This is a genomic window from Mesorhizobium sp. W067 (assembly GCF_054719525.1).
In genome coordinates this window covers 4706529-4723972 of sequence record NZ_JBTTII010000001.1, presented here as the reverse complement: position 1 = coordinate 4723972, position 17444 = coordinate 4706529, and the positions used below count along the sequence as shown (strand labels likewise).

Sequence of the window (17444 nt, the reverse complement as noted above, 5' to 3'; positions counted from 1 at the left end):
CCGGGCTTTAGCCCGTCATTGCACCACGCCGGCCTTGCGGAGCCCCTCGACCATGAGTTCGAAATCGGCAGGGTTCTTGTAAGGCAAGACTTTGCGACGGTGTTCCAGCGAATAGGCGGGATTGACGCGAAGCAGGTCCTGCCATGCCGTATGGGCCTCCTCCAAACGGCCCAGATGGCCGTAGCATGCGGCCAGAAGCGCACGCGAGACGTCGGTGACAGCGTTGCGAGCCAGCCGTTGCAGCAAGAGGTCGACGGCCTCTTCGTACCTTCCCAGTTGAAACGATGTCAAAGCCTGGAAGTGCAGAAGCACATCCGGAAAGTATGGATTCAAGGTCTTTCCCCGGGCGAAACTCTCTAGCGCCTCCGCGGGTCTACCCGAATAATACAGCGCCTCGCCGCGGGCGACGTGCGCTTCGGCGAAGTTCGGATTGAGGGCTATCGCGCGCTCGACCTCGCCGATGGCTTCATCGTGCCGCCGTGTGTAAAGCTTGGCCGATGCCAGCGCCCAGTGCGCCCAGGGATCGCTGTCATCCAGCGTTACCGCTCGCGTTGCTGCCTCTTCCGCTTGCGCCATCGAGTCCGACGCACCCCACCTGTTGAGGTAATCGAGCCCGTACGTGAGGGCTAGGAAAGCGTGGGCAGAGGCAAATTTCGGGTCCAGTTCGATGGCCCGCTGCAAGAGCTCGCGGGCCGCGACGTTCGTGTCCTTCGTCAGCCGGTGCCACAGCTCCCGGCCCCGCAGGAAACAGTCATACGCCTCCGGGTTGCGCTGGTGTTCGGGCGCCAGCCGCAGACGGTCATCCTCGGTCAGATTGAGCGCCAGCGCACCGACGATGTGCTGCGTCACGTCATCCTGCACGGCGAATATGTCAGTCAGATCGCGATCGAACCGCTCCGCCCAAAGATGGCCGCCTGAGATTGCATCGATGAGCTGCGCGGTGATGCGTACCTTGTTCCCCGACTTGCGTACGCTGCCTTCAAGGACATAGCGCACGCCGAGCTTCGTGCCGACATCCTGCACATGGACGTTCTGGCCCTTGAAGATGAACGACGAATTGCGAGCGATGACGAAGAGCTGTGACAGTTTGGACAGCGCCGTGATGATGTCTTCGGAGATGCCGTCGGCGAAGTAGTCCTGTTCGGCATCACCGCTCATATTGGCGAACGGCAGCACGGCGATCGACAGTTTCGGCGGCGCTGCCGCAGCCGGAGGGCTCGTCGGGGTTTGCGAGGTCACGGCCACCTTGGCCCCGGCGCCGACCTGCAGCGAATACACCCGGATCGGCTCGGCGATGTTCTTGAGCTGTGTGCTGCCGAGATCGCTGACCGAGAGGTCAAGCCTGGCCTTGACCTGGCGATAGGCATCCTCGGACAGGCAGATGGCGCCGGGCGCCGCAACGCCCTCCAGACGCGAGGCGATGTTGACGCCGTCACCCATCAGGTCGCCATCGCTCTCTTCGACCACGTCGCCCAGATGGATGCCTATCCTGAACTCGATGCGGCGCTCCTGCGGTACGCCGGCATTGCGCTCAACCATACCGTTTTGAATCTCAACGGCGCAGCGCACGGCATCGACCACACTGCGAAACTCAACCAGTGCCCCATCTCCGGTACGCTTGATAACCCGCCCGTGGTGCACTGCAATGATCGGATCGATCAGGTCGCTGCGCAGTGCCCGCAACCGCGCCAAGGTACGATCTTCGTCCGCGCTCGCGAGCCGGCTGTATCCGACCACATCTGCAGCCAGGATTGCGGCCAGCTTACGGTTCTCGCTCATGGGTCGCCTCCTCATCTCCATCATAGCAGGAAGACGGCGGGACGAGGAAATTTTCGCAAATCACGGCCACGCAGCCGCCCGTATCGGCAGTGCTCCACCGCCGAACCCAGACCGATGCCCATTTGCGCTGCCGCTTGCCGGTTGACGACTATCGGTTCATCCTTGTGAATACCCCGGCCGTGACGAGCGTGGCGAGATCACGCGTCATGGCCCAAGGTCAAAGAGATAGAGCATGATGTCGTCCGAAAACCGCTTCACACTCTTCGGCATCATGCTCTGGTGAGGTGTCCATGAACTGCTCGGGCTGCGGTTTCGAGATCGAGGGCGGTTACGCCTTCTGTCCGAAGTGTGGCCGCCGCCAGCCCGTGCCATGCGCCAGTTGCGGCTACGCCTGCGCACCTGATTTCGAGTTCTGTCCTAAATGTGGGGCAAGCGTCGGTGCGTCCGCAAAAGCTGCCGAACGGCCTGCTCCGACACCAAGCCGCACCATTGCGCAGCCCTCTCGAGCTCCATCGCCGAACATCGAAAGCGAAGAGGGGCCGCATTCCGTCTCCGACGCCGATCGACGAACGGTAACGGTGCTGTTCGCCGATCTCTGCGGCTTCACGACACTCAGCGAGCAGCTCGACCCCGAGGTCATGCAGGCGCTGCAGAACGAACTGTTCAAGGAATTGACGGCGGCCGTGCAAGGCTTTGGTGGTTTCGTCGACAAATTCATCGGCGACGCTCTGCTCGCCTTATTCGGTGCGCCGGTCGCGCATGAGGACGATCCGGAACGTGCGCTTCGAGCCGCTCTCGACATGATCGCCCGGACGGCGCGGCTCGGTGAAAGCACCCGCCACTCCGGCTCGCCGCTGCTGCTCCACATAGGCATAAACACGGGTCCGGTCGTTACTGGCGGATTGGGCATCGGCACCGCCAAATCCTATTCGGTGACCGGCGACACGGTGAATACGGCGCAACGCCTGCAATCGCTGGCTGCACCGGGTGAGGTGCTGGTGGGCGAACTCACGCACAGGCTGACCCGGCATGCCTTCTCGTACGAGTCGCTGGGCGATGTCGTCTTTCGCGGCAAGGCTGGCAGTGTGCTCGTCCACCGACTGGATGCACCGCTTGCGGCGCCGCGTGCAGCGCGCGGGCTCGAGGCGCTCGGCCTCAGTGCGCCCATAATAGGTCGTGATGCGGAGCTCAACAGAATGCTGGCGAGCCTTGACTTGGCGTGCGGCGGCTCGGCCCAGCTTGTCCGCCTCGTCGGCGAAGCCGGTATCGGGAAGTCGCGGTTGGTGAAGGAGTTCGTCGCCCGCCTCGGCGACGAGGATCGTTTTCGCAACGTCGCCGTGCGGCAGGCCACGTGCTCACCGCTGGGTGAACAATCATTTGGCGCCCTGGGTGCAGTGGTGCGCAGCGCTGCCGGGATGATGCAAAACGACAATGGGGACGAAATGCGGGGCAAGCTCGCAGCCTTGCTTGCCGATCTCGGCCTGCAGGGCGAGGAGGCGAAGCGGCTGATGCCTTTGCTCTACCATGTGCTTGGCCTCGGCGACCCCGATGCCACCTTGCAGCATGTCGAGCCCGAGCAGCTGCGGCGGCAAATTCTCTACGCGGTCCGCACAATCATGGAACGGCGGCTTGCGTTGTCGCCGCTGTTGATTGTCGTCGAAGACCTGCACTGGGCCGACTCCGTCTCGCTCGAGGCACTGCGTTTCGTGATGGACAGACTGGAACGCACGCGGCTGATGTTGCTGGTCACGCATCGTCCGGCGTCGGACAACGACCAACTCGACTCAAGTCGGGTCAGCCACACAGCGCTCAGGCTTTCGCCGCTCGACAGCGATGACGGACGCCGCCTGGTGGCGGCGCTTTTCGGCGAGAGCTGGGTAAACGCCGCAGGAGGGCTTCTCGACCAGATCCTCGAGCGCGCGGGCGGCAACCCGCTTTTCTTGGAGGAGATCGTTCGCGGCCTTATCGATCGCGGTGTATTGGTGCGCGAGGGCCAGCAATGGCGGACCGTGGCAGGCGAAGTCGCAACCGGCATCCCCGCCACGATCCAGGCAATGTTGCTTGCTCGCGTCGACCGGCTGCCGCAAGAGGTGCGCCGGTTGGCCCAGGAAGCCGCGGTAATCGGCCCGCGCTTCGATGCCACGCTTCTGAAAGCCGTGGCAGCCGACCCCGGCCGACTGGAAGCGGGCTGCGAACTGCTTTGCGATGCGGAAATCATCGAGGAAGTTGCCGGATCAGGCTCGGTCTCGTCGCAAAGCTACCGCTTTACGCAAACATTGCTGCAGGACGTGATCTACCAGAATCTGCTCCTGCAACGCCGGACCGACATCCACCGCCGGGTAGGTGCCGCCCTGGAGCAACTGTGCGGCGACAAGCCGGAACGGTTCGAGGATCTGGCCGTGCTCGGTCATCATTTCGCTCAGAGCGCCGAGCGGGAGAGGGGCGCGCATTACCTGCAGGCGGCGGGAGATCGCGCTCGCATGATATACGCCAATGACGACGCCCTTCGTTTCTACGAGCGAGCACTGACTGCGTTGGGCGCGATCGGGCAAACACCGCTCAAACTGGCAATTGCAGAGCGCATTGCCGATTTGAGCGGCCCGGCAGGCCGCCGCGAGATTGCACACCGCCACTACGAGGCGGTGCTGCAGGCCTATCGCGAGTCAGCCGATCGTGTCGCGGCGGCGCGCGTTTTGCGCAAGATCGGTCGGCTGTTTTGGGACGTGGGCAAGCGGGACGACGCGGAATCGCGCTACGCTGAAGCGGCAGCGCTCCTCGATGGAGCGGATGCCCCGATCGAGCAGGCGCATCTCTGGCAAGAACGTGGCCGACAGGCGTTCCGCAGCGGAGATCACACTCTCGCGGCAAAATGGGCAGACGCGGCGCTGGATTGCGTACGCTCTCTGACAACGGAACATGTCTCCGATGATGCCACCCTCGTGACCGCCGAGGCACTTAATACCAAGGCTGTTGCGCTGGCTCGCCTTGGGCGAAACCATGAAGCCGTGCGTGAGGTTGAGCGCAGCATTGAATTGGCCGAAGCCGCCGGTCTGCTGGGCGCGGCCTGCCGCGGCTACACCAATCTCGGGGTGCTCTACACGACCATCGATCCGGCGAAGGCGATGGAGGTCTGTCGGCGCGGTCTTGAAGTGGCGCGCCGTATTGGCGATTTGGGTTTCCAGGCGCGCCTCCTCGCCAATCTGGCGGTAGCTTGTTGTACTTTCACGGATCGCTGTCCAACGGAGGGCGTGCCTGCTGCCGAGAAGGCCATCGAGATTGACCGGGCGCTCGACCAGCGCGAGCACCTGCCAGTGCCGTTGATCGTGCTTGGGCAGATCCACCAGTGCAACGGCCATCCGGAACTGGCGATCGGCTTGTTCCACGAAGCACTGGAGGTAGCCCGCGAAACGGGCGAGCCCCAACTGCTGTTTCCGTGCTATGATGGACTCGCAACGCTTAATCTCGACCTCGACAATCTGGCCGAGGCCGAACGCTACTTTTCCCTGGCGCAGGGTATATGCGCCCAGCACGGGCTCGACCCGGAAGCGCTTGTGGTGCTGCCTTTTCTCGACTAGCCGGGATAGGGGGTTGGACATGTCCGCGCCTAGTGGATTGATACCGCTTCAACCGGGCGACCGGGCGCCGAACCTGATACTCGACGCCATTACCCAGGAAGGCAAGATTGCGCTTGACGACTTTCGCGGGCAAAAACCGGTGCTGGTCGGCCTGTTTCGAGGTCTGCATTGTGCGTTTTGCCGGCGCCACATCGCCGCTCAGGCGCGTCTCGATCCGGAGCTGCGCGAAAAGGGCGTGGAGAGCCTGACGGTGGTCAACACGCCGATCGAACGGGCGCGGCTCTATTTCCGCTACCATCCAATGCCGAACCTGCTTGCGGCGTCGGACCCGGAACGCGCTTCACATCGTGCTTTTGGACTGCCCAATCTCGAATTCACCGAGAACGAGACGAACTGGCCGTACAAGGTCGCGATGGCAGCGGCACAGGACATGCGGGTCGACATACCTGGCGAATTGCCCGGTCCCATGGATCCGATGACAGCCGCCGCAATCCTCGACAAGAAGGACCACTACGAACTGACCGAAGCCGACGAGCAGATGATGGCCACGGGACACGGACAACTGGTTGGTCAGTTCCTGCTGGACCGGCAGGGGATCGTCCGCTGGAGCTTCACGGAGGTCCCGGAGGGTGGGCGATACATGTTTGGCGCCCCAAACCCGAAGGAGCTGATGTCAGCCGTGTCGCAAGTCGCCCAATAATGAACTGACAAGTTCACCGTTTATCCGAGCACGGCCTCGACAGTGGCGACAAAGTCATCGAGCGAGCGGTCGCCGCGAATCTCGATGCGCGGAAGGTCGATGAGATCGCTATGGAGGTCCGCCGGCCCGTGCCTGCGGCCGAAGCCTACTCGATAGCCGCACTCCCTAGCCAGCCGGCCAAGCCGTCGGTCGGTGACGGAGAAGGGGGCCGCGAACGCCCTGGTTGGCCGGCCGGTCCAGCGTTCGATGAACAGACGAGAGCGCAGGAGCTCGGCGGCCAGGTCAGCGCTCGACAGACCATCTATGGCGCGATGCGTCGCCATGTGGCTGCCGAAGAAGGCGCCTTCGGCAGCGAGGCGTCGCACCGTCCCGGCGCCCATAAGCGGCGTCGGCGGACCGATGTCGGTGTCCCACTTTGCACTTTCGCCCACCAGGTCCGTCACCAGGAACACTTCCGCGTTCAGGTCGTTGGCGCGCAAGATCGGCCAGGCATGGTCGGCGAAGTTCTGGAAGCCGTCATCGAAAGTGATGAGCACCGGGCGGCCGACGAAAGGCTGACGGTTGGCGATGGATGCTTCCAGCTGCTCGGAGCCAATGGCGTGAAAGCCATTGGCGCGCAGCCATCCCATCTGGCTGGCGAATGCGGCGGGCGTGAGCCGAAAGCGAGCGAGCGCGGCCGGACCTTCATCGGCAACGCCGTGATACATGAGGACAGGGATATGCTGGCGCTGCTCGTTACGTGCGACGTCGCGGCGCAAGGCTCGCGCCCCACCCCAGACGATATTTCGCGCGACGCCGATTTCGATGGGCGCGCGGATCGGCACATGATCGATCACCGGGTCCGTCGCCACATCGCCCGGCGATAGGCGGCGGAAGCGGTCTATGCGGTAGAGCTCGGTCTGGATCGATTGCTCGAGCACCAGGCCTTCGGTCGCTGCCAGCGTCTCGGAGATCGCCTGGGCACCGAATGTGTTCCAGTCGAAGCCCGTCTTTTCGACATTGTCACGCAGCACGAATGCGTGTGCGCTGATGAAACTACCGCCAGGCGCCAACGCCTCGGCAAATTTCTTGGCGATGCGCCGCAACTCGGCGAGATCGTCCAGATAGTAGAGCACCTCCGAACAGAAGATCAGATCCATCTCACCCGGCAGCGTGTCGGCAGCGAAATCGAGTACGCCGAACTCGACATTCGCCTGATTGTTGCATCGGGCGCGGGCTCGCTCGATGGCTATGGCGGAGATGTCGGTTGCGGTCAGATGGCCCACGCGCGGCGCCAGCTGCCGCGTGAAATGGCCCTCCGCACAGGCCAGCTCAAGCGCCCGGCCGATGGGACCGGCAGGCAGGATCTCGATCTGCCGCTCATATTTTTCCTGCTCATAGAGCGAGCTGTAGTTCCAGGGATCCTCGGTCGCGAAATAGCTGTTCCAGAACGCCGTGCGATCCTTGTCGTGCTTGTCCGCGACCCGTGCGCGGCGCGGCGCAACAGGCTCTGACGGTTCAGCGCTCGACCGAACCAGGTCATGCGCCTGTGCGGCCAATTGCGCGAGTTTGCCGAAGTGGCTGTCCTGATCGGGCTCGCTTCCCGCCATGGCAAACGATACCTCGGCTGCAGGCGTGTTTGACGTGGTCGCGCCGGCGCCCTTTTGCGGTGCAGGCGATCCTCCCGCAAGCCGCTCAGCAGGCACTACATCCAGGATCAATTCAATCCAATGATCGCTCGTCACCGTCCCGAGTGCACCGAACTGCACGACAGCCTCGATCCGGCCATCCAGCATCAGATGGGCATAGATCTGATCGATGCCTTCCGGCAGTTCGGTCGCGGTCGGATTGCGAGCGTCGACGCGAATTCCGAGCGTTCGCGCCAGCCTGCGCGGCGTGGCAAGATCGTCGGGTTCGAGAAGCATTTGCTCAAGCTGGTACTGGACGCGGCGAGCCGCTGCGGGATTGTCCCAGATCTTGCCGAGTTCGATGATCAACGCGGTGGTTGCGCTGCCGAACCTCGCCCATCCGGCAGCCAATTGCGCCGGCACCGACAGGCTTCCTGCCATGAGGCCATCGAAGATTACCTTGGCAATCTCATGCGCCCACTTGCGTCCCGCCGGGAGTGCGCGCAGGGGCTGCGGGTCGATCAAGCGCGAGCCTGAGCCGCATTCGGACGCGGCGTTCCGCAACGCCAGCCAAGCAAGCGCTTCAGATGCGGTGCCGCCTTTCGCCGAAATTGAACCCGAGGGATTGTGCGCCACGCCGTCTTACCTGCGCCTGGTTCTGAGGGAGAACAAGTGTCCCGCAACGCGCTTACATCGCCGGTCTGGAAAAAGCAAAAGGCGCCCCGAAAGGCGCCTCTTCATCGCTTGATTCCCCCTAGAGGAAACTGGAGCGGGTGAAGCGATTCGAACGCTCGACCCCAACCTTGGCAAGGTTGTGCTCTACCCCTGAGCTACACCCGCTCACACGGCCCTCGGGGCCGCAAGCCGGGCCTATATGGCTGAAGAGCGCGGCGATTGCAACAGGGAAATGACGGGCTTTTTGGTCGCGCCAAATCGCTTGGCGGAACCTTGTCGGCCACGCGGGTGGTTCATCGACTTCCCGCATGACGGTCTTGTCTCGGCGGCATCATTGGCCGTAAACGGCTTTGCCGCGCGCCGATACAGGGGAAGACCACCAATGCCGAAGACCGAAGCCGAGCTTTTCGCCTTTCTTGCCGATCTCGGCATATCAGTGTCGACCGTGCGCCATCCGCCGCTCTATACGGTGGCCGATTCGCAGTCGCTGCGCGGCGAGATACCGGGCGGGCACACGAAAAATCTGTTTCTCAAGGACAAGAAGGACAATTTCTTCCTGGTCAGCGTCGGCGAGGAGGCGGTCGTCGACCTGAAGCAGATCCACACGATCGTCGGCGCCGCCAGCCGGGTGTCGTTCGGCAAACCGGAGATGCTGATGGAGCTGCTCGGTGTCATTCCGGGCGCGGTCACCGTGTTCGGGCTGATCAACGATACCGAAAGACGGGTCAAGGTGGTGCTCGACCAGGATTTGATGGCACATGCGACAGTCAACGCGCATCCACTGACCAATGAGGCGACGACGTCGATCGCGTCCGCCGACCTCATCAGATTCGTCGAGGCAACCGGACATGATGCTGCTATCTTGAAAGTCTCGGCTTGATCGCCACATGGATGGCGAAAACTGACCTCTAGTTAAGGACGTCGCGCTGCTCCGCTGGGCGCGACCGGAAGGGCGACGACATGAGCGACAACAACAATCCGTTTGGCGGCCAATTCGGCGGCAATTCGGGCCAATACACCACTTCCGTGCAATATGGCGGCGCCGAGCCGGCCAAGTCGGCACTTGGCTCGACACCCGGCGCAGCACCTGCCGCTGGCGAGCTGATCAAGGACACCACGACCGCCACTTTCGCCGCCGACGTTATCCAGGAATCGCGCAAACAGCCGGTGCTGGTCGATTTCTGGGCGCCGTGGTGCGGGCCCTGCAAGCAGCTCACGCCGCTTCTGGAAAAGGCGATCAAGGCCGCCGGCGGCAAGGTCAAGCTGGTCAAGATGAACATTGACGATCATCCCTCGATCGCCGGCCAGCTCGGCATCCAATCGATCCCGGCGGTCATCGCCTTCAAGGACGGCCAGCCTGTCGACGGCTTCATGGGCGCCATCCCCGAGAGCCAGATTGCCGAGTTCATCACCAAGGTCGGCGGCAAGGGCAATGGCGCGCCGCCCGTCGCCGAAGCACTGGCCGCGGCGGCGGAAGCGCATGCGGCGGGCGATGCGCAGACCGCAGCCGACATTTACGACGCCATCCTGGCGCAGGCGCCGGAGACGATCGAGGCGATTGCCGGGCTGGGCGAGCTTCTGTTCGAGGCCGGCGACAGCGACGGCGCCGAGGCGCTGCTGGCAACGGCGCCGGAGGCCAAGAAAAATGCGCCGGCACTTGCCGCGCTGCGTGCCAAGATGACGCTGGCTGCGGAAGCGGCAGCACTTGGCAATCCAGCTGAATTCGAGCAGCGACTGGCCGCCAATCCCGGCGACCACCAGGCGCGTTTCGACCTCGCCATGATCCAGAACGCCAAGGGCGAGCGCCATGCGGCGGCCGACAATCTTCTGGCGATTATAAAAGCCGACCGGACGTGGAACGAGGACGGCGCCAGGGCGCAGCTGCTGAAACTGTTCGAGGCCTGGGGCATGACCGACGAGGCGACGCTGGCGGCACGGCGCAAATTGTCGTCGCTGCTGTTTTCCTGAGCCGTTTGCCGGCAAATTGCCGGGGCGTGGCTGTCGGGCCTTGCGGTCGGCGGCCGCCGCGCCAGATTAGGCCGATAACATCGCGCCCGAAGCGGGTCGGAGGAGTGAAGGTGCAGGTCGGAAACGCATTTTACCGGGTCGGCAAGGATCTGCCGGCAACCATTCCGGTGTTTCCGCTTGCCGGCGCGCTGCTGCTGCCGGGCGGGCGCATGCCGCTCAACATTTTCGAGCCGCGCTATCTGCAGATGGTGGATGAGGCGATCGCCGGCGCGCGGCTGATCGGCATCGTCCAGCCCAGCCTCAATGGCGCGTTGCGCGCCGACGGCGAGCCGGAACTGTGCAATGTCGGCTGCGCCGGGCGCATCATCTCGATGGCCGAGAGCGGCGACGGCCGCTATCTGATTTCGCTGCAGGGCGTCTGCCGTTTCCGCATCACCAGCGAATTGCCGGTGAAGACGCCGTTCCGGCAATGCAAGCTGGCGCCGTTCCTCACCGATCTCGCCGAAGACCAGGCGGCAAGCGAGATCGACCGGCCGGCGCTGTTGAAAGCGTTTCGCGCCTATCTGCAGGCCAACGATCTCGAAGCCGATTGGGAAAGCGTCAGCCGCGCCGAGAACACCATGCTGGTCAATGCGCTGTCGATGATGGCGCCCTACGGACCGGCCGAGAAACAGGCGCTGCTGGAGGCGCCCGACCTGAAAGCCCGCGCGGAGACGCTGATCGCCATCACCGAAATGGCGCTGGCGCGCGAGAATGAGGACTTTGGTTCCAGCCTGCAATAAGGGCTGAGCCGATGGCTGAAGGGGGATCCAATGGCTGCGGATGGGCGTGACGGCAAGTCGGTCAATGTCGATCCAAAATTGCTGGAGCTGCTGGCCTGCCCGCTGACCAAGGGGCCGCTGGCCTGGGACCCGGTGCGCGGCGAGTTGATCTCGCGGATTGCCAAGCTCGCTTATCCCGTGCGCGACGGCATCCCGATCATGCTGCCCTCGGAGGCGCGGACGATTTCGGCGGAAGACGTGCTGTCGCCGCCGCGATTGGGTGGGCCGGGCTGAGGGACCAGGGGTGGTTCAAACGGACCTCAGCCTAAGAAGCCATTCTGTTGGCGATCCTTCGCGCCCCCCTCTGCCCTTGCCGGCATTAATGTCATGGGCTCCCGACCGCCCTGCACTTGCCTACTGAAAATTCCGCCCCTTGGGCATGACCCTTTCAGCTTTGTCCGAGAGGGTGGCAATGTCGGGCCGGGCAGCCGGCGTCATCTCTTCCAGCAGCACCGTCAGCCACGGCGTCAAATCCTCGATCTTCTCGGCGACGATGTGGATGACGTCGGATTCCGACTGCAGCTTGCCGGTGACCTTGACGAAGCGCGCGCCCATGACGATGGGCCGGAAACGGGTAAAGGTCCGCTCCCAGAAAATGACGTTGGCGACGGCCTTGTCGTCTTCCAGCGTCAGGAAGATCGCATTGCCCTTGCCGGGCCGCTGCCGCACCAGCACCAGGCCGGCGACCGAGACCCGCCTGCCGTCGCGCACCGAGCCGAGATTGGCATTGGGAATGACGCCGGCGCGGTCGAGCCGCTCGCGCAGGAAGGCGACCGGATGCGCCTTCAGCGACAGGCCGAGCGCGCGGTAGTCGTGGATGACGTGCTCGCCGAGCGGCATTGTCGGCAGTTTTGTCTCGGGCTCGAGTTCGCGCAGCCGGATCGCCGGCTGGTCGAACAGCGGCAGCCGTTCGGCGGCGCTCTTGCCATCCAGCGCGCGCACCGCCCACAAGGCTTCACGACGATCGAGGCCGAGTGAGCGGAAGGCGTCAGCCTGCGCCAGTCTTTCGATTTCGCCGACATCGAGGCCCGAGCGCAGCCAGACATCCCTGACGCTTGTATAGCCGGCGCCGCGCCGCGCGGTGAAAGCTTCCATACGCTTCTCGGCCAAGCCCTTGATCTGACGGAAGCCAAGCCGGACGGCGTACCGGGTCTTGATGACACCGCGCATTTCGGCATGGCGCCCCAGGATGCGGCCCGGATCGAATTGGGCTTTCTCCAGGGTGCAGTCCCAGTCGGAAAAATTGACGTCGACGTCGCGGATATCGACGCCATGGTCGCGCGCGTCGCGCACCAGCTGGGCCGGCTGGTAAAACCCCATCGGCTGCGAATTCAGGATCGCGGCGCAGAACACGTCGGGATAAAAGGTCTTGAACCAGCAGGAGGCATAGACGAGCAAAGCGAAGGAGGCGGCGTGGCTTTCGGGAAAGCCGTATTCGCCGAAGCCTTCGATCTGCTTGAAGCAGCGCTCGGCGAAGTCCTTGGTGTATCCCTTGCCGACCATGCCGTCGATCATGCGCTGGCGGTAATTGCCGATGGTGCCGGTGCGCTTGAAGGTGGCCATGGCGCGGCGTAGTTCGTCGGCTTCGCCGGGTTTGAAACCACCGGCGACGATTGCAATATTCATCGCCTGTTCCTGAAACAGCGGCACGCCGAGTGTCTTCTTGAGAATAGCCTCCAGCTCTGGCTTTTGATATTCAGCCGCTTCCTTGCCCTGCCGACGGCGCAGATAGGGGTGCACCATGTCGCCCTGGATCGGGCCGGGCCGCACGATCGCCACCTCGATGACCAGGTCGTAGAATTCGCGCGGGCGTAGACGCGGCAGCATCGACATCTGCGCGCGCGATTCGATCTGGAAGACGCCGAGCGTGTCGGCGCGGCAGATCATGTCGTACACGTCGTTCTCTTCCGGCGGCAGGGTGGCCAGCACATAGGGTCGGCCGTAATCATCCCGGGTCTTCGGATAATGGTCGGTGAGCAAGGTGAAGGCGCGCTTCAGGCAGGTCAGCATGCCAAGCGCCAGAATATCCACCTTCAGGATCTTCACCGCGTCGAGATCGTCCTTATCCCACTCGACCATCTTGCGCGCCTCCATCGCCGTCTTGACGATGGGGACGATCTCGTCGAGCCGGTCGCGGGTAATGACGAAGCCGCCGACATGCTGCGACAGATGCCGGGGAAAGCCCATGATCTCGTTGGCGTGGGCGATCACGTGACGGGTCGAGGTCTCGTTGCGGTCGAGGCCGCCGGCATGCGCCTCCTTCTCGCCGAGCTCCGAGGTCGACCAGCCCCAGATCGAACTGGAGAGCGCAATGCGGACATCGTCCGACAGGCCCATGGCCTTGGCCACCTCGCGCAGCGCCGAGCGGCCGCGATAGCTGATGACGGCGGCAGCCAGCGCGGTGCGCTTGGCGCTGTATTTGGAGTAGATATACTGGATCACCTCCTCACGCCGCTCATGCTCGAAATCGACGTCGATGTCGGGCGGCTCGTTGCGCTCCTCGGAAATGAAGCGCTCGAACAACGTGTCGATGCGCTCGGGGCCGACCTCGGTGATGCCGATGCAGTAGCAGACGATCGAGTTGGCGGCCGAGCCTCTGCCCTGGCACAGAATGCCCTCATTGCGGGCGAACTGGACGATGTCGTAAACGGTCAGGAAATAGCGCGCATAATTCAGACGCTCGATCAGAGCGAGCTCTTCACTGATGCGCTGCAAGACGGAAGCGGGGACGCCCGCCGGATAGCGCGTGGCGGCCCCCTCCCTGGCCAGACGCTCTAGCTCGGCCTGCGGCCCAAGCCCTGATTGCGTCGGCTCGTCGGGATAATTGTACTGGAGGTCGCTGAGCGAGAAGGTCAGTTCGCCGGCAAAGCGCAGCGTCTCGGCCAGCGCCCGTGGATGGCGGCGGAAGAGACGGGCCATTTCCAGCGGCGGCTTCAGATGGCGCTCGGCGTTGGCCGTCAGCTCCAGCCCGACCTCGGCGACCGGCAAATTGAGGCGGATGGCGGTGAGCACATCTTGCAGCGAGCGGCGCTCGGCGCTGTGATAAAGCACGTCGTTGGTCGCCATCAGCGGCACGCCGGCGATGTCCGCCATGCCCGCCGCCTGCTCGATGCGGAAACGGTCATTGCCGCGATAATCCGGCGCCATGCCTAGCCGCAAATTAGCGCCGAAACGGTCTTTCAGTTGACGGACCAATGCCAGGGGATCGTCGGCATTCGCCGAGAGATCCGGCAGCACCGCCAGCGACAGCAGGTCGCCCCATTCGAGCAGGTCGCTGCGCTGGAGAAGGGTCGCGCCCTTCTCGTTTTCATCGCGCAAATTGGCTTGCGTCAGCATGCGGCAGAGATGGCCCCAGCCCTTGCGGTTCTGCGGATAGGCGAGAATGTTCGGCGTGCCGTCGCCGAACACCAGGCGGCAACCGGGGTGATAGGCGAGCTTCTCGACCTTGGCCTGCTGCCAGGCGCGCACGACGCCGGCCACCGTGTTGCGGTCTGCCAGTCCGATCGAGGAAAAGCCGAGGAATTTGGCCGCCACCACCAGCTCCTCCGGCTTGGAGGCGCCGCGCAGGAAGGAGAAGTTCGACTGGATGCCGAATTCCGCATAGGGGATGACGGTCAGCGCGTTCATGCGAAGACCCCATGCATGAACCAGCGCGGCGGCACCTGCGGGTTGCCATAGAGGCCTTGCCGGTAGAGCCAGTAGCGGCGGCCGTCGGCATCCTCGATCCGGAAATAGTCACGCGTCGATGTGAGCGGATCGCTTGACGTTTCACGCCACCATTCCGGCGCGATGCGTTCCGGCCCCTCGGCGCGCGCGACCCGGTAGAGCGCGCGGCGCCAGCGGAAATTCATCGGCGGACCCTCAGGCATTTCGGTGGCCGGCACCTCGATCGGCTCGGGCGAACGGAACAGCCGGATCGGCCGTTCCGGCGGGAAGATGGTTGCGCGCGGCGCGTCTTTCGAGCCCGGCTTCCTGAGCGGTGTTTTGCGTTGTGGCGCTTCCGAGAACGGGATGGTGGCGATGGCGCGCTCCGGCAGATGGCTCTCGAGGGCGACCGGTTTCAGCACCGCACTGTCGCCGAGCCTGGCGCGGATGCGGTCGGCAAAGAGTGCCATGTCGGCGCCGTCATCCTCGGTCTCGCCGGTCAAATCGGCCTGCTGCATGTCGAAGCCGGCGGCCGCCAGCACCGAAAGCCGCACCAGGTCGAAGCCGTAGCCGGCATCGATGTCCTGTTCGAGCGCGGCCAGCCGCTCATGGAACAGGCGCTGGATAAGCTTGGGTTCGCGCAACGGTCGCGAGGTACCGACAGCGATGCGGCTGACAGCGCCGTCGACGCGAAACAAAAGCAGCGCCAGCATCCTTGCGCCCTCGCCGCGGCGTTCGAGATCGGCCTTCAGCGTCACCGCCAGCAAGAGCACCAGCCGTTCGATCTCGGCGGTCAGCACGACCGGCTCGGCCAGGTGGCGTTCGACCGAAAGCGGGGCCACGGGCAGGCGCGGCGATACCGCCTCGTCGAGGCGGCCGAGCGCCTGGTCGAGCCGCAACAGCAAGGTCGCGCCGAAGCGACGGGCGAGCGGCGCGCGCGGCGCTGCCATGACCGCGCCGGCGGTCCGCAGGCCGACGCTTTCCAAGCTGGCGCGGATATCGGCCTCGATGCGCAGTGCCGCCAGCGGCAAGGGGGTGAGCAGCGCTTCCTCCTCGCCGGAGACAACGATGCGGTTGCCGCAGAAGCGCGCCGCCGCCCAGGCTGCACCCGGCGTCGCGGCCAACCCGGCGCGGACATCGAAACCCTGCTGGAAAAACCGCGCAAGGATGTCGTCCAGCATGGCGCGCTCGCCGCCGAACAGATGCGTGCAGCCGGTGACGTCGAGATAAAGGCCATCAGTACCGTCGAGCGCCACCAGCGGCGTATAGCGATCGCACCAGTCGGCGAGGCCTTCGAGCAGCCGGCGATCGGCGTCCGGATCGGCCTCGACGATGTCGATCGAGGGATGCATGGCGCGCGCATCGGCAATGCCCATGCCAGGCTTCAGATGCAGCGCCTCAGCCCGCTCGTCGAGGGCCGATATGCGCTGGGCGTTGCGGTCGCGATGGCTGATCACGAGCGGTGGGTGAGATGGCGGCAGATGATCCGAAGGCCGGGAACGCCACGACCGTCCCAGGCGCTGGCGCAGGATCCGTTCTGCCGCCAGATGCGGGAACCACAGCGACAGAATTCTCTGCCCGTTTTTCGCGGGGCTTTCTTTCTTCGAATGCGTGTTCATCGGGGTTCCACTCCAGTGTGAATTGTCCAGGCAGAGCGGTGCGGCTCTTGCCGATGCTGACGGTGAAGGCAGGCCGGCCGATCGAGCCGGCGAGCGACCCGGCGATCGTCCGGCGGCTCGCCGCTGGTGCAGCCGACACGATGAGGCGCACCGGGGCGGCGGTCGGCTCGGCTTCGCCGGCCTGGCGCAGCAGGAACACCGGCCGGCCGGCGTTTTGGGCGCGCGCGTGCAGCCGGCGCGTCGCGGTGAGGTCGAGCCGCTGCGGGCTGCCACGGATTTCGAGGATGATTGCGGCGAGCGCCGTCATCTTCGCGGCCTCCTCGGCTACCCACAGCGCATCGGTGAGTTTCGGCGCCTCGGAAAACAGCAACTGCTCCGGTGCGATACCGAACATGCCCTGCACTCCCCTGGCATAGGGAAAGCCGGCCTCGCGAAAAATCTCCGACGTGCCGATCCACAGCACGGGCAAGGGCTGGCCCTTGAGGATCAGGCTGACCAGCGACAGCACAAAGCCGGCGACGGCCCCGGCATTGCGGGTCTCAAGGCCGTGGATTTCGCTCAAGGCGGCTTTCGGCAGGCCGCCGCTGAGGGCCGCATCGAGGCGTTCGACGCCGGTGGGCAGGAAAGCATCCGGCGAAGCCACGGCAAGCCCGCGCCGGATGATGGTGACATCGGAAGCGGGTTCAGGCGCGGCGTGGAGACAGCCCTCAGCACGCGCACGAGGCCGCTCGCTGGCCGGCGCAGCCAGGCGCTCGGGCAGCGTTCCCTCGATCTTCGCGATCTGGCGGCGCAGGGCAAAAACAGTCTCCCGCGCCACGGCTGATGTCGCCATGACGGTCAATTTCTCTCACAATTGTTCCTGTTATGTTCCTATAGATTCCAGAGGGTGCCGGAAGAGTCAAGCGGAGTCAGAAGGAATTTATTCCTTGATCAAAGGTGGCGAGGCCAACCTTGGACTTTGGTCGCAGTCATTCGGTGCAAAGAAACAGTCATTGGCCAGGGACCCGTCCATTTGCCGAGTCCGGAGGGAAAGCCTATATGCCGGGATCAAAGGA

At 64.2% G+C, this 17444-nt stretch carries 11 protein-coding genes and 1 tRNA gene; 6 read left to right on the top strand and 6 right to left on the bottom strand.

The window, feature by feature from the left end:
* Nucleotides 1-15 precede the first annotated feature (15 nt).
* Entirely contained in the window at nucleotides 16-1779 is a 1764-nt protein-coding gene (locus ACYG97_RS23065) for an adenylate/guanylate cyclase domain-containing protein (RefSeq protein WP_023687631.1), read from the bottom strand.
* A gap of 290 nt (nucleotides 1780-2069) precedes the next feature.
* On the opposite strand from ACYG97_RS23065, the gene ACYG97_RS23060 reads away from it, so the two are divergent.
* Both ACYG97_RS23060 and ACYG97_RS23055 read left to right on the top strand, forming a co-directional pair.
* On the top strand, nucleotides 2070-5354 hold the full coding sequence (locus tag ACYG97_RS23060) for an adenylate/guanylate cyclase domain-containing protein (RefSeq protein WP_023732842.1): 3285 nt from the start codon (nucleotides 2070-2072) through the stop codon (nucleotides 5352-5354).
* Nucleotides 5355-5373: 19 nt separating this feature from the next.
* The gene (locus tag ACYG97_RS23055) at nucleotides 5374-6054 is read left to right on the top strand and encodes a redoxin domain-containing protein (protein ID WP_023672127.1); all 681 of its coding nucleotides are present in this window, start codon (nucleotides 5374-5376) and stop codon (nucleotides 6052-6054) included.
* Between the two features lie 20 nt (nucleotides 6055-6074).
* Here the strand turns inward: ACYG97_RS23055 and ACYG97_RS23050 are convergent, their stop codons facing one another.
* Complete coding sequence (locus ACYG97_RS23050; RefSeq protein WP_460221611.1) at nucleotides 6075-8102, bottom strand: SAM-dependent methyltransferase; 2028 nt, start codon at nucleotides 8100-8102, stop codon at nucleotides 6075-6077.
* A 324-nt stretch (nucleotides 8103-8426) separates the two neighbouring features.
* Nucleotides 8427-8501 (bottom strand) — tRNA-Gly (locus tag ACYG97_RS23045).
* 217 nt (nucleotides 8502-8718) lie between these two features.
* Between ACYG97_RS23045 and ACYG97_RS23040 the strand changes: the two genes are divergently transcribed.
* From ACYG97_RS23040 to ACYG97_RS23025, 4 genes are all read left to right on the top strand, one after another.
* Nucleotides 8719-9216 (top strand): prolyl-tRNA synthetase associated domain-containing protein, encoded by a 498-nt coding sequence (locus ACYG97_RS23040; RefSeq protein WP_023732844.1) that lies wholly within the window; start codon nucleotides 8719-8721, stop codon nucleotides 9214-9216.
* Nucleotides 9217-9296: 80 nt separating this feature from the next.
* The gene (gene trxA / locus ACYG97_RS23035) at nucleotides 9297-10304 is read left to right on the top strand and encodes a thioredoxin (RefSeq protein WP_023732845.1); all 1008 of its coding nucleotides are present in this window, start codon (nucleotides 9297-9299) and stop codon (nucleotides 10302-10304) included.
* Nucleotides 10305-10414: 110 nt separating this feature from the next.
* A complete protein-coding gene (locus tag ACYG97_RS23030) occupies nucleotides 10415-11086 on the top strand; it encodes an LON peptidase substrate-binding domain-containing protein (RefSeq protein WP_023703197.1) in 672 nt (223 codons plus the stop codon).
* A gap of 30 nt (nucleotides 11087-11116) precedes the next feature.
* Nucleotides 11117-11359 carry a Trm112 family protein gene (locus ACYG97_RS23025; protein ID WP_023687636.1) on the top strand — a complete coding sequence of 81 codons (243 nt, stop codon included), beginning with the start codon at nucleotides 11117-11119 and terminating at the stop codon, nucleotides 11357-11359.
* A gap of 120 nt (nucleotides 11360-11479) precedes the next feature.
* On the opposite strand, the gene ACYG97_RS23020 is transcribed toward ACYG97_RS23025, so the two are convergent.
* Genes ACYG97_RS23020 through ACYG97_RS23010 form a run of 3 tightly spaced genes read right to left on the bottom strand, consistent with a single transcriptional unit; the run spans nucleotide 11480 to nucleotide 17221 of the window.
* Complete coding sequence (locus ACYG97_RS23020) at nucleotides 11480-14752, bottom strand: error-prone DNA polymerase (protein ID WP_023732846.1); 3273 nt, start codon at nucleotides 14750-14752, stop codon at nucleotides 11480-11482.
* Entirely contained in the window at nucleotides 14749-16227 is a 1479-nt protein-coding gene (locus tag ACYG97_RS23015; protein ID WP_023732847.1) for a DUF6504 family protein, read from the bottom strand. Before ACYG97_RS23015 ends, ACYG97_RS23020 begins: the two co-directional genes overlap by 4 nt.
* A complete protein-coding gene (locus ACYG97_RS23010; RefSeq protein ID WP_023732848.1) occupies nucleotides 16169-17221 on the bottom strand; it encodes an ImuA family protein in 1053 nt (350 codons plus the stop codon). Before ACYG97_RS23010 ends, ACYG97_RS23015 begins: the two co-directional genes overlap by 59 nt.
* Nucleotides 17222-17444 lie beyond the last annotated feature (223 nt).